8 protein-coding genes and 1 tRNA gene are annotated in these 12,182 nt (G+C 70.9%); 6 read left to right on the top strand and 3 right to left on the bottom strand.

Features of this window, described 5'->3' with window-relative positions:
• Window positions 1–177: 177 nt before the first annotated feature.
• The 3 genes from ACSP97_RS17870 to ACSP97_RS17880 all read right to left on the bottom strand — a co-directional run bounded on the left by ACSP97_RS17870 (window position 178) and on the right by ACSP97_RS17880 (window position 3,085).
• Window positions 178–783, bottom strand: a complete 606-nt coding sequence (locus ACSP97_RS17870; protein WP_388312539.1) for a MarR family winged helix-turn-helix transcriptional regulator — start codon at window positions 781–783, stop codon at window positions 178–180.
• Between the two features lie 240 nt (window positions 784–1,023).
• On the bottom strand, window positions 1,024–2,490 hold the full coding sequence (locus tag ACSP97_RS17875) for an MFS transporter (protein WP_440558277.1): 1,467 nt from the start codon (window positions 2,488–2,490) through the stop codon (window positions 1,024–1,026).
• A 511-nt stretch (window positions 2,491–3,001) separates the two neighbouring features.
• Window positions 3,002–3,085: transfer RNA gene (locus tag ACSP97_RS17880), tRNA-Leu, on the bottom strand.
• Window positions 3,086–3,881: 796 nt separating this feature from the next.
• On the opposite strand from ACSP97_RS17880, the gene ACSP97_RS17885 reads away from it, so the two are divergent.
• From ACSP97_RS17885 to pknB, 6 genes are all read left to right on the top strand, one after another.
• Window positions 3,882–4,751 carry a DUF3662 and FHA domain-containing protein gene (locus ACSP97_RS17885; RefSeq protein ID WP_355146461.1) on the top strand — a complete coding sequence of 290 codons (870 nt, stop codon included), beginning with the start codon at window positions 3,882–3,884 and terminating at the stop codon, window positions 4,749–4,751.
• Window positions 4,752–4,761: 10 nt separating this feature from the next.
• The gene (locus ACSP97_RS17890) at window positions 4,762–5,298 is read left to right on the top strand and encodes an FHA domain-containing protein FhaB/FipA (RefSeq protein ID WP_355146463.1); all 537 of its coding nucleotides are present in this window, start codon (window positions 4,762–4,764) and stop codon (window positions 5,296–5,298) included.
• Window positions 5,299–5,438: 140 nt separating this feature from the next.
• On the top strand, window positions 5,439–7,001 hold the full coding sequence (locus ACSP97_RS17895; RefSeq protein WP_440558279.1) for a Stp1/IreP family PP2C-type Ser/Thr phosphatase: 1,563 nt from the start codon (window positions 5,439–5,441) through the stop codon (window positions 6,999–7,001).
• A 27-nt stretch (window positions 7,002–7,028) separates the two neighbouring features.
• On the top strand, window positions 7,029–8,477 hold the full coding sequence (locus ACSP97_RS17900; protein WP_355146467.1) for an FtsW/RodA/SpoVE family cell cycle protein: 1,449 nt from the start codon (window positions 7,029–7,031) through the stop codon (window positions 8,475–8,477).
• Window positions 8,474–9,949, top strand: coding sequence for a peptidoglycan D,D-transpeptidase FtsI family protein (locus tag ACSP97_RS17905; protein WP_355146469.1), 1,476 nt, complete (start codon window positions 8,474–8,476; stop codon window positions 9,947–9,949). Before ACSP97_RS17900 ends, ACSP97_RS17905 begins: the two co-directional genes overlap by 4 nt.
• A 169-nt stretch (window positions 9,950–10,118) precedes the next feature.
• Window positions 10,119–12,113 (top strand): Stk1 family PASTA domain-containing Ser/Thr kinase, encoded by a 1,995-nt coding sequence (gene pknB, locus ACSP97_RS17910; protein WP_355146471.1) that lies wholly within the window; start codon window positions 10,119–10,121, stop codon window positions 12,111–12,113.
• Window positions 12,114–12,182 lie beyond the last annotated feature (69 nt).

Here is a 12,182-nt window from a genome sequence, read left to right on the forward strand (position 1 = left end):
GGCTGCCGTGGACGACCCGACGGCGGGGAGATGTCCACCGCCCGGGACAGCCCGACCGAGAACTCCCGCCCACCCCTCGGGCAGCCTCACTGGGGAAAGCTCCGGGGCGATCCCACCTGGGACCAACCTCGCGTGGGCGGCCTCGACTTGGGCAACTCGGCCAGGTGACGGCCGAGTTCAGCGCCCCCTCGCACCCTCCGCCACACCCCCCGCGGCACCCTCGGTGGCACCCTCCGCCACGCCCCCCGCCGCCTCCTCCGCCGCACCTGCCGTCGTGTCCTCCCTCGTTCCCTCCCCCGTCTCCCCGCCCAGGTTCTCCGCCAGCCGGAACAGCGCGGGCAGGGCGTTCCCGATGGCGGTGCGGGAGTCGTCGTCGAGCGCGGCGAGGGCGGCGTCGATGCGGCGTTCGTGGGCGGTGGTCCAGGCCGCGAGCTTCTCGCGGCCGGCGTCGGTGAGGGTGACCACCGAGGCGCGGCGGTCGGCGGAGTCGACGTCCCGCGCGACCAGTCCGGCGGTGATCATCTGGCCGATCAGCCCGCTGACGGTGCTCGGCGCCAGGCGCCGCCGGGCGGCCAGGTCGCTGATCCGCGCGGGAGAGTGCTCGCCCAGCACCTGGAGAAGTTCGACCTGCGCCATGGGAAGGGTCTCCCACGGGTAGTCGGTGCGGATCGAGGAGCGCAGCGCGCGGCGCAGCCGGGTGACGGCCTCGGTGAGCAGACGGGCCTCGGGCGCACGGGCGGCGGGGCCGGGCGCGGAGACGTCGGGGCGTGGCTGCGCGGACATGCGGAAAGCCTAGCCGGGCCACACCGCGAAACGGCCCGGCCGCCGGACCGGGAAACCCGTCCCCCGCCCCTGGCCACCGGCCCACGAATCCGGCCCCCGTCCCCGGCCTCCGGCCCACGAATCCGGCCCCCGGTCTACGAATCCGGTCCCCGGTGCACGAATCCGGTCCCCGGTGCACGAACCGCCCCCGAACCCCTGCCCAGGAACACGAACCCCGTCACGAGGCCCCGGCCCGCTCCCTCACGAGCCCGCCCGCTCCCTCGGACTCTCCCCCCGAGGACCGGCCCAGGCCGCCCCCACCGCGACGAGCGACGCCCCCACCAGCACCACCGCGGACCAGCGCAGTCCGGCCCGGAGGGCGGCGTCGGTGGCGGTCCCCGCCAGTTGCAGGGCCAGTGTCACCAGGGCGACGCCGAGCGCGGTGCCGAGTCCCCGGGTCATGTTGACCAGCCCTCCGCCCGTGCCGGAGGACCGGGCCGGTATCGCGCCCATGATCAGGGTGTTGTTGGCCGGGGTGAACAGTCCCAGCCCCAGCCCGGTCACCGCCAGCAGCGGCACCAGCGGTCCGACGGCCGGCGGGACGACCAGCAGCCCGGCCATCGCCAGGGTGAAGACACCGGCACCGGCCAGACAGCGGGTCCGGTCGGCGAGGCCGCACGGCAGCAGTCGGTCGCCGCCGGTCGCGGCCAGCGCGAACCCGGCCGGCAGGGCGGTGAGCACCAGCCCGGCGGTCAGCTCGGACACGCCCCGCGCGGTGAGCACGACCGGCACCAGCACCAGCGGCCCGAACAGCACCAGATAGCCGCTCAGCGCGCCCACCAGGCCGTACGTCACGGCCCGTACCCGCAGCAGGGCCAGGTCCAGCAGCGGCGCGGCCGCCCGTCGCTGGCGCCGTACGAAGGCCGGGCCGGCGCAGGCCGCCAGCGCGAACAGCACGGCCACGCCCCAGCCCGGCACCGGGAGCCCGGAGGCCGCGGAGACGCCCATCAGGGCACTGGTGGTCGCGGTCGCCAGCAGCAGCAGCCCCGGCCAGTCGAAGTGGGTGACCCGGGTCCTGGCCCGGGTACGGGGCAGTAGATAGTGCCCGCCGACCAGGGCGATCACGCCGACGGGCACGTTCACCCAGAACACCCAGCGCCAGCCGAGCGTCGCCACCAGCACCCCGCCGACGGTCGGCCCGAGCGCCAGCCCGAGGGCCTGCGCGGCGGCCTGCACCCCGAGGGCGCTGCGCATCCGCTCGCGCGGCGCGCTGGTGGTGACCAGGGCCACGCTGTTGGCCTGCATCATGGCCGCTCCGGCCGCCTGAACCACGCGGAACGCCACGAGTGCGGTCAGTGAGGGGGCGAAGCCGCAGGCGGCGGAGGCCAGCGTGAAGACGGCGAAACCGTAGAGGTAGAGGAGCTTGCGGCCGTGGGCGTCGGCCAGCCGTCCGGCGGGCACCAGCAGCGCCACCAGGGCCAGCAGATAGGCCAGCGAGACCCACTCCACGGCGGCCAGCGAGGCGTGGAAGCCGGACCGCAGACCGCCGTAGGTGAGCGTCACGATGCTGGCGTCCAGCTGTCCCATGAAGGCGCCGAAGCACACCGTGGCCACGGCCAGCCACCAGCCGTTCGGCCGCGACCGTATCGACTGCGGGCGCGGCCGCTCGACGGTGAGCAGGGCGAGCCCGCGCCGTCCGGACGCACGCGGTCGGGTGTCGGTGGCCATGCCACCAGATTACATCGGTCACCGAAATACTTGGCAAGCGTTCTATCCGGCCCGCACCCCGCATCCCGCACCCCGCACCCCGCCTCCCGCACCCGGCCCTGTGGCGGCCCGCCCCGTCCGCACAGAAGACGCAGAAGGCCCGCCGAAGCACCCCGCCCTCGTCCGCCGCGCCAACTGGGCACCGGCTTACTCGGTGTTGCCCCCGATCCGGGCGAGCGTGCCGACGGGACCGCCCCAACTCACCTCTTCGGCAACGGGTGTTGCCGGGGGGCGATCCGTCGCGACTCCGATGAGGCACAGGGGGACCACCACCCCTGAGAGCTTCCTCACACCCGCCACCCACATCACGTCTCATGCTGAATCACGCGGAGAACCCGGGAGACGAAGACGATCCGGAGGGGGCCCGGACGACGCACGAGCAGGACGCACAACACACGGGAGGGACCCGGACTAGAGCCGGAGAAAAGAGGAATGGGCGGCATCGCCATTGCGATGCCGCCCATTCTCACTGTGCGCGAGGGGGGAGTTGAACCCCCACGCCCTTTCGGGCACTGGAACCTGAATCCAGCGCGTCTGCCTATTCCGCCACCCGCGCATTGGGTGTGTCTTCCGGTTTCGGCCCTTTCGGGCTGGCCCCTTCCGACATGCAGAACATTAGCACGTCGTACGGGGTGGGTTCACATCCCTTCTTCTCGACCGGGATCAGCCGGGCTTCGCAACCCGGGGCAGCCGAGGTCCGCGCCGCCGCCCGCGGCCGGCCACCACCCGTGCCCCGGCTGCCGGGTGGCCGTCACCACGGCCGTCTTCCCACCCGCACCCCGTCCCCGACCGCCACCCCACTCCACCCCACCGCTCCACCCAACCCCCGCCACCCCCACTGCCCCCGCCGCCCCCTCCCCTCCCCGACTCCCCGATCCCCTGATCACCCCGAGCGCCCCGACCACTCGCCCTCTGCCCCCCACCGAGTCCCGCCCCTCCCCCCGCTCACCGTGACCGTCCCCACACCCGTGACCATCCGCACAGCGCCGCGCCTCTCCGGCGCGTATGAAGGAGGGCCGGTTCACGTGGTGGTTCCCGTATCAAGGAGACCTGGTTCACGTATCAACCTCGTACCGGTCCCGGCCATCTCCCCAGGAGGCGGACCGGGAGCGAGGCCGGGTGCGGGACACTGGTGCTCGGCCGCCTCTACGATCCATGCCGGGAAGGGTTCCCGCGCGCTGGTCCGGGGAGGAGTTCGAAGCGGACCGGCTGGGGGAACCGCCTGTTTGCCGGGGGCGTGGATACGATCAGTAAGCAGTACCGGAAGCAGTACCGGCGGTACCCGGCAAGTCAGCGCACACAGCAGTACACAGAGCAGGGCAAGGAAACGGCAAGGACGGAGGAGGTGCCCCATGGGAGTCCTGAAGAAGTTCGAGCAGCGTCTCGAAGGTCTGGTGAACGGCACCTTCGCCAAGGTCTTCAAGTCCGAGGTCCAGCCTGTGGAGATCGCCGGCGCGCTGCAGCGCGAGTGCGACAACAACGCCACGATCTGGAACCGCGACCGCACCGTCGTACCGAACGACTTCATCGTGGAGCTCAGCGCGCCCGACTACGAGCGCCTCAGCCCCTACTCCGGCCAGCTCGGCGACGAGCTGGCCGGCATGGTGCGTGACTACGCGAAGCAGCAGCGCTACACCTTCATGGGCCCGATCAAGGTCAACCTGGAGAAGGCCGACGACCTGGACACCGGGCTGTACCGGGTGCGCTCGCGCACCCTCGCCTCCTCCAGCGACCAGCAGGGCGCGGCGCCCGGGCCGGCCCAGGCGGCGCCGGGCCCCGCCGCACCGGCCGCCGGCCGTCCCGGTCAGGGCGGGTACGGCTACCCGCCCGCCGGCGCCCCCCCGATGCCCGCCGCCCCGCCGCCCGGCGCCCGCCCCGGCGGCTACGGCTACCCGCAGCCCGCCACCCAGCGCCCCGCGGCCGCTCCGATGAGCGGCGGGCGCACCCGCTACTGGATCGAGATCAACGGCACCCGCCACCAGATCTCCCGGCCGACCCTGGTGCTGGGCCGCAGCACCGAGGCCGACGTACGGATCGACGACCCCGGCGTCTCCCGCCGGCACTGCGAGATCCGGACCGGAACGCCCTCGACGATCCAGGACCTCGGTTCCACCAACGGCATCGTGGTGGACGGGCAGCACACCACCCGCGCTACGCTCCGCGACGGCTCGCGGATCGTCGTGGGCAGCACCACCGTTATCTATAGGCAAGCCGAAGGGTGAAGCGGGGGCAATGTCAGAGCTGACCCTCACGGTCATGCGGCTGGGTTTCCTGGCCGTACTGTGGCTGTTCGTGATCGTGGCCGTGCAGGTCATCCGCAGCGACCTGTTCGGTACGCGCGTCACCCAGCGCGGATCGCGTAGGGACACCGGGCGGGCCCAGCCCGCGGGCGGCCGGGCGGCCCGGCAGCAGCAGGCCGCGCCCCCGCAGCAGCGGAGCCAGCAGAGCAGCGGCGGCGGCCGGCGCGGGCGCAACGCCCCCAGCAAGTTGGTCGTGACCGAAGGCACGCTGACCGGCACCACCGTCGCGCTGCAGGGCCAGACGATCACCCTGGGCCGTGCGCACGACTCCACGATCGTGCTGGACGACGACTACGCCTCCAGCCGTCATGCCAGGATCTACCCGGACCAGGGCGGCCAGTGGATCGTCGAGGACCTCGGGTCGACCAACGGCACCTACCTGGAGCGGTCCCGGCTGACGACCCCCACACCGATCCCGCTGGGCGCGCCGATCCGCATCGGCAAGACCGTCATCGAGCTGCGGAAGTAGTGCTACATCATGAGTGAGCGCGAGCGGAGCGAGCACGCAGCGGCGGACCGCCGTCCGGTCCCCGGCGCGCTCCCGACCGGAGGGTGGGCAGTGTGGCTCGACACGACCGGCTGCATTCGGAGCCGACGGGCGAGGTGCGCATGAGTCTGTCACTGCGCTTTGCCGCCGGTTCGCACAAGGGCATGATCCGCGAGGGCAACGAGGACTCCGGTTACGCCGGCACCCGCCTGCTCGCGATCGCCGACGGCATGGGCGGTCAGGCGGCCGGCGAGGTCGCCTCCTCCGAGGTCATCTCCAGCCTGGTCACGCTCGACGACGACGTGCCCGGCTCCGACATCCTCACCTCCCTCGGCGTGGCCGTGCAGCGCGCCAACGACCAGCTGCGCTCCATGGTCGAGGAGGACCCCCAGCTGGAAGGCATGGGGACCACGCTCACCGCGCTGCTGTGGACCGGGCAGCGGCTCGGTCTGGTGCACGTCGGCGACTCGCGCGCCTACCTGCTGCGGGACGGGGTGCTCACGCAGATCACCCAGGACCACACCTGGGTGCAGCGGCTCGTGGACGAGGGCCGGATCACCGAGGAGGAGGCGACGACGCATCCGCAGCGCTCCCTGCTGATGCGCGCCCTCGGCAGCGGCGACCACGTCGAGCCCGACCTGTCCATCCGCGAGGTCCGCGCCGGCGACCGCTATCTGATCTGCTCCGACGGCCTGTCCGGCGTCGTCTCCCACCAGACGATGGAGGAGACCCTCGCCAGCTACCAGGGCCCGCAGGAGACGGTGCAGGAGCTGATCCAGCTCGCGCTGCGCGGCGGCGGCCCGGACAACATCACCGTGATCGTGGCCGACGTCCTCGACCTGGACACCGGCGACACCCTCGCGGGCCAGCTGTCCGACCAGCCGGTCGTGGTCGGCGCGGTCGCCGAGAACCAGCTCCACCTGCACGACAACGGCATCATGCAGACCCCGGCGGGGCGCGCCTCCCACCTCGGCAGGCAGGGCCACGGCGGCGGCGAGTTCGGCCCGCCCGGCTCCGGCGACGGCAACGGCTACGCCCCGTCGGACAGCTTCGACGAGTACGCCGACGGCGACTTCACCAAGCCCCGCAAGGGCCGCAGATGGCTGAAGGCCTCGCTCTACAGCGCCCTGGCCCTCGCGGTCGTGGGCGGCGGACTGTACGGCGGCTACCGCTGGACGCAGACGCAGTACTACGTCGGCGCCAACGAGGAGCACGTCGCGCTGTACCGCGGGATCAGCCAGGACCTGGCCTGGGTGTCGCTGTCGAAGATCGAGAAGGACCACCCGGAGATCGAACTCAAGTACCTGCCGTCGTACCAGCAGAAGCAGGTGAAGGCGACGATCGCCGAGGGCGGCCTCAAGGACGCCCAGTCGAAGATCCAGGAGCTGGCCGTGCAGGCCTCCGCCTGCAAGAAGGAGTCCGAGCGGCAGGATGCCGAGCGCACCCAGCCGGGCAAGCCGCACACGGGCAAGACCACCGGCGGCGCCGGGACCGGTACGGGCACCATGACCCGTGCGGCCTTCACCCGGACGACCGCGACCACGAACCCGAAGGCGACCGCGACCTCCCCGGCAGCCCCGGGATCCTCGAAGTCTTCGACCACGACCCCGTCCGCGACCCCCAGCCCCGGCCCCACTCTCTCGGAGGATGAGCAGAAGGTCGTCTCGCTGTGCGGTAAGCAGTAGGCAAGCCGTGAGAGGCCCTGTCACACGATGAGCAGTACGACTAACTCGCCGACGCACCACACGTCCACCATCGGCGCGATCGGCGCGCCGAGCCGCCGCAACACCGAGCTGGCCCTGCTGATCTTCGCGGTGCTCATCCCGGTGTTCGCCTACGCCAACGTGGGCCTGGCCATCGACAACCAGGTGCCCGCCGGGCTGCTGAGCTACGGCCTGGGCCTCGGCCTGCTGGCCGGCGTGGCCCATCTCGTCGTACGGAAGTTCGCCCCGTACGCCGACCCGCTGCTGCTGCCGCTGGCCACCCTGCTCAACGGGCTCGGCCTGGTCTGCATCTGGCGGCTCGACCAGTCCAAGGCGCTCCAGCAGATCCATGTCGCGGGCGGCAAGGCCACCAACCAGCTCATGTACACGGCGATGGGCATCGCCCTGTTCGTGGCCGTCCTGTACTTCCTCAAGGACCACCGCACGTTCCAGCGCTACACCTACATCTCCATGGTCTGCGCGCTGCTCCTGCTGCTTCTGCCGCTGGTACCGGGCCTTGGCGCCAACGTTTTCGGCGCCAAGATCTGGATCCACATCGGCAGCTTCACCATCCAGCCGGGCGAGTTCGCCAAGATCGTGCTGGCGATCTTCTTCGCCGGCTACCTGATGGTGAAGCGGGACGCACTGGCCCTCGCCAGCCGCCGCTTCATGGGCCTCTACCTGCCCCGCGGCCGCGACCTCGGCCCGATCCTCGCGGTCTGGGCGATGTCCATCCTGATCCTGGTCTTCGAGACCGACCTCGGTACGTCGCTGCTGTTCTTCGGCATGTTCGTGATCATGCTGTACGTCGCCACCGAGCGGACCAGCTGGATCGTCTTCGGTCTGCTGATGTCCGCGGCCGGTGCCGTCGGCGTGGCGAGTTTCGAGCCGCACATCCAGACCCGCGTGCAGGCCTGGCTCAACCCGATGCACGAGTACAAGCTCAGCCGGATGGTGACCCACGACGGCATCGCCCACTCCGACCAGCTCCAGCAGGCCCTGTGGGCCTTCGGCTCCGGCGGCACCCTCGGCACCGGCTGGGGCCAGGGCCACTCGGAGCTGATCAAGTTCGCCGCCAACTCCGACTTCATCCTCGCCACCTTCGGCGAGGAGCTGGGCCTGGCGGGCATCATGGCGATCCTGCTGATCTACGGCCTGATCGCGGAACGCGGTGTGCGCACCGCCCTCGCCGCCCGCGACCCGTTCGGCAAGCTGCTGGCCATCGGCCTTTCCGGCGCCTTCGCGCTCCAGGTGTTCGTCGTGGCCGGCGGTGTGATGGGCCTCATCCCGCTGACCGGTATGACCATGCCGTTCCTCGCGTACGGCGGTTCGTCCGTGATCGCCAACTGGGCGCTCATCGGCGTCCTGATCCGCATCAGCGACACCGCCCGCCGCCCGGCGCCCGCCCCCGCAGCCAACCCCGACGCCGAGATGACCCAGGTGGTCCGCCCGTCATGAACAAGCCCCTGCGCCGGATCGCGATCTTCTGCGGTCTGCTCATCCTGGCCCTGCTCGTCCGCGACAACTACCTCCAGTACGTCAAGGCGGACAGCCTGCGCACCGACACGCTCAACCGGCGGGTCGCCATCGAGCGGTACTCCGCGCCGCGCGGCGACATCATCGTGGACGGCAACCCGATCACCGGCTCGACCGAGGTCAAGCACGGCGACTTCAAGTACAAGCGCACCTACAAGGACGGGCCCATGTGGGCCCCGGTCACCGGCTTCTCCTCCCAGGCCTTCGGCGGCACCCAGCTGGAGAACCTGGAGGACGACATCCTCACCGGCAACGACGACCGGCTGTTCTTCCGCAACACCCTGGACATGATCACGGGCAAGCCGAAGCAGGGCGGCAACGTCGTCACCACGCTCAACGGCGCCGCGCAGAAGGCCGCGTACGACGGCCTCAAGAAGCAGGGCGGCAAGGGCGCGGTCGTCGCCCTGGAGCCGTCCACCGGCAAGATCCTGGCGCTGGCCTCCTTCCCGTCGTACGACCCCTCGTCCTTCGCGGGCAACACCGACGCGGACGCAGCGGCCAGGAACAAGCTGCTGAAGGAGAACAACCCGGCCGACCCGATGCTCAACCGGGCGCTGCGCGAGACCTACCCGCCGGGCTCGACCTTCAAGGTGGTCACCGCGGCGGCGGCGCTGGAGAACGGCAAGTACACCTCCGCGGACCAGCCGACCGACTCCCCGCTGCCGTGGACCATGCCGGGCACCACGACCCCGCTGCCCAACGAGGGCAACCTGCCCTGCAAGAACGCCACCATGCGGGTCGCGCTCCAGTACTCCTGCAACACCGTCTTCGGCAAGATCGGCGCCGACCTCGGCAACGACAAGATGCTGGAGGAGGCGAAGAAGTTCGGCTTCGACGCGGAGCAGTTCACCCCGGTGCGCTCCAACGCCTCGGTGTTCTCCAAGGACATGAACCCCTCGCAGACCGCGCTGTCCTCCATCGGCCAGTACAACACCGCCGCCACCCCGCTCCAGATGGCCATGGTCGCCTCGGCGGTCGCCAACGACGGCAAGCTGATGAAGCCGTACATGGTGGACGAGCTGGAGGCCTCCAACCTCGACCCGGTGGAGAAGACCAAGCCGCAGGAGATGAGCCGGCCGCTGTCGCCGCAGAACGCGCAGATCCTGCAGTCGATGATGGAGACCGTGGTCGACAAGGGCACCGGTACCAGCGCCAAGATCCCCGGCGCCGTCGTCGGCGGCAAGACCGGTACCGCCCAGCACGGTGTGGCCAACAGCGCCAACCCGTACGCGTGGTTCATCTCCTACGCCAAGCTCCCCGACGGCAGCTCCCCGGTGGCCGTGGCCGTGGTGATCGAGGACGACCAGGCCAACCGTGACGACATCTCCGGCGGCGGCCTGGCCGCGCCGATCGCGAAGAACGTGATGGAGGCGGTCATCAACTCCAAGAAGTGACCCCCATCACAGTGCCTTCACATCGACGCACGTTGCGATACCGGTCCGGTATCGGGTTCCGGACTTGGCCAGGTCATACAAAGGGAGCCGGGTACCGTAGGCCCGGACGGCAGCCTCGGCGCACAGCGATGTGTCGGCCGAGACCGACGGAGAGGGCTGGTAGGTAGCTATGGAAGAGCCGCGTCGCCTCGGCGGCCGGTACGAGCTGGGCCAGGTGCTCGGCCGTGGTGGCATGGCGGAGGTCTACCTCGCGCATGACACCAGGCTCGGCCGCACCGTGGCGGTGAAGACGCTGCGCGCCGACCTCGCGCGCGACCCGTCCTTCCAGGCCCGGTTCCGCCGGGAGGCCCAGTCGGCCGCCTCGCTCAACCACCCTGCGATCGTCGCGGTCTACGACACGGGCGAGGACTACATCGACGGGGTGTCCATCCCGTACATCGTGATGGAGTACGTCGACGGTTCCACCCTGCGCGAGCTGCTGCACTCGGGGCGCAAGCTGCTGCCCGAGCGCGCCATGGAGATGACCATCGGCATCCTCCAGGGCCTGGAGTACGCGCACCGCAGCGGCATCGTCCACCGCGACATCAAGCCGGCCAACGTGATGCTGACCCGGGGCGGTCAGGTCAAGGTGATGGACTTCGGCATCGCCCGCGCGATGGGCGACGCCGGCATGACGATGACGCAGACCGCGGCGGTCATCGGCACGGCCCAGTACCTCTCGCCCGAGCAGGCCAAGGGCGAGCAGGTGGACGCCCGTTCCGACCTCTACTCCACGGGCTGCCTCCTCTACGAGCTGCTGACCGTCCGCCCGCCCTTCGTCGGCGACTCCCCGGTGGCCGTGGCCTACCAGCACGTCCGCGAGGAGCCCCAGCCGCCCTCGGTCTTCGATCCCGAGATCACCCCCGAGATGGACGCGATCGTCCTCAAGGCGCTGGTCAAGGACCCCGACTACCGCTACCAGTCGGCCGACGAGATGCGCGCCGACATCGAGGCGTGCCTGGACGGCCAGCCGGTCGGGGCCACGGCCGCGATGGGCGCGGTCGGCTACGCCGGCTACGGCGACGACCAGGCGACCGCGGCGCTGCGCCCGGAGGCGCAGGCGGCGGCCACCACCATGCTCCCGCCGATGGGTCCGGACGACGGCGGCTTCGGCTACGACGACCGCCCCGACCGGCGCCGCCAGCAGCCGAAGAAGAAGAACACCTCCACGATCCTGCTGATCGTCGCCGGTGTGCTGGTGCTGATCGGCGCCATCCTGATCGGCAAGTACGCCTTCGGCGGGCACGGCGCGGACGGCAAGCTCTCCGCGCCCAACCTCGTCGGCGAGACCGAGAAGCAGGCCGCCACCACCGCCGCCAACGTCGATCTGAAGGTCGACGTCACCGACCGCAAGCCCTGCGAGACCCAGCCCAAGGGCCTCGTGTGCTCGCAGGACCCGGCCAAGGGCACCCAGGTGGACAAGAACACCACCATCCACCTGGTGATCTCCACGGGCGCACCCAAGGTGACCGTGCCCGATGTCCGCGGCCTCCAGTTCGACGAGGCCGAGTCCCGGCTCAAGGACAAGGGCTTCGACGTCGAGCGCAAGGACGAGGTGTCGACCCAGACGCCGGGCGTCGTCACCGCTCAGGACCCCGAGGGCGGCAGCAGCAAGCAGAAGGGCACCACGATCACCCTCACCGTCGCCAAGGCGGAGGAGAAGGTGACCATCCCGAGCGACGTCGTCGGCAAGTCCTGTGACGAGGCCAAGGCCGAGCTCCAGGGCATGGGCCTGGTGCCGAGCTGCAACGACCAGCCCACCGACAACCCGGACGACAACGGCAAGGTCCTGTCGACCAACCCGCCGGCCGGGCAGCAGGTCTCCAAGAACACGCCCGTCGCGATCAACGTCGGCAAGGCCCAGCAGCCCAGCCAGGTCCAGGTGCCGGGCATCGTGGGCAAGAAGCTCGGGCAGGTCAAGCAGATGCTCCAGCAGGCGGGCCTGCAACTCGGCAACGTGCAGAACGGCGGCGACGACAACGCGATCGTCGTCAGCTCCAACCCGCCCCCGGGCACCCAGGTGAACCAGGGTCAGGCCATCGACGTGGTCACCATGGGCGGCGGCCCGGGCGGCAACAACGGCAACGACAACGGCGCCAACTTCTTCGGCGGCCTGCACGGCTGATCCCCGCGCGCCCGCGAACGAAGGGGCCCCTGCCGGAATCCTCCGGCAGGGGCCCCTTCGTCTCCCCGG

This window comes from Streptomyces sp. SCPE 10, from assembly GCF_051980735.1.
Classification (GTDB): Bacteria; Actinomycetota; Actinomycetes; order Streptomycetales; family Streptomycetaceae; genus Streptomyces; species Streptomyces misionensis.

What these genes read in the sequence shown, in the direction of transcription:
- ACSP97_RS17870 (WP_388312539.1), bottom strand. Translation starts at nt 783, where the DNA reads ATGTCCGCGCAGCCACGCCCCGACGTCTCCGCGCCCGGCCCCGCCGCC.
- ACSP97_RS17875 (WP_440558277.1), bottom strand. Translation starts at nt 2,490, where the DNA reads ATGGCCACCGACACCCGACCGCGTGCGTCCGGACGGCGCGGGCTCGCC.
- ACSP97_RS17885 (WP_355146461.1), top strand. Translation starts at nt 3,882, where the DNA reads ATGGGAGTCCTGAAGAAGTTCGAGCAGCGTCTCGAAGGTCTGGTGAAC.
- ACSP97_RS17890 (WP_355146463.1), top strand. Translation starts at nt 4,762, where the DNA reads ATGTCAGAGCTGACCCTCACGGTCATGCGGCTGGGTTTCCTGGCCGTA.
- ACSP97_RS17895 (WP_440558279.1), top strand. Translation starts at nt 5,439, where the DNA reads ATGAGTCTGTCACTGCGCTTTGCCGCCGGTTCGCACAAGGGCATGATC.
- ACSP97_RS17900 (WP_355146467.1), top strand. Translation starts at nt 7,029, where the DNA reads ATGAGCAGTACGACTAACTCGCCGACGCACCACACGTCCACCATCGGC.
- ACSP97_RS17905 (WP_355146469.1), top strand. Translation starts at nt 8,474, where the DNA reads ATGAACAAGCCCCTGCGCCGGATCGCGATCTTCTGCGGTCTGCTCATC.
- pknB (WP_355146471.1), top strand. Translation starts at nt 10,119, where the DNA reads ATGGAAGAGCCGCGTCGCCTCGGCGGCCGGTACGAGCTGGGCCAGGTG.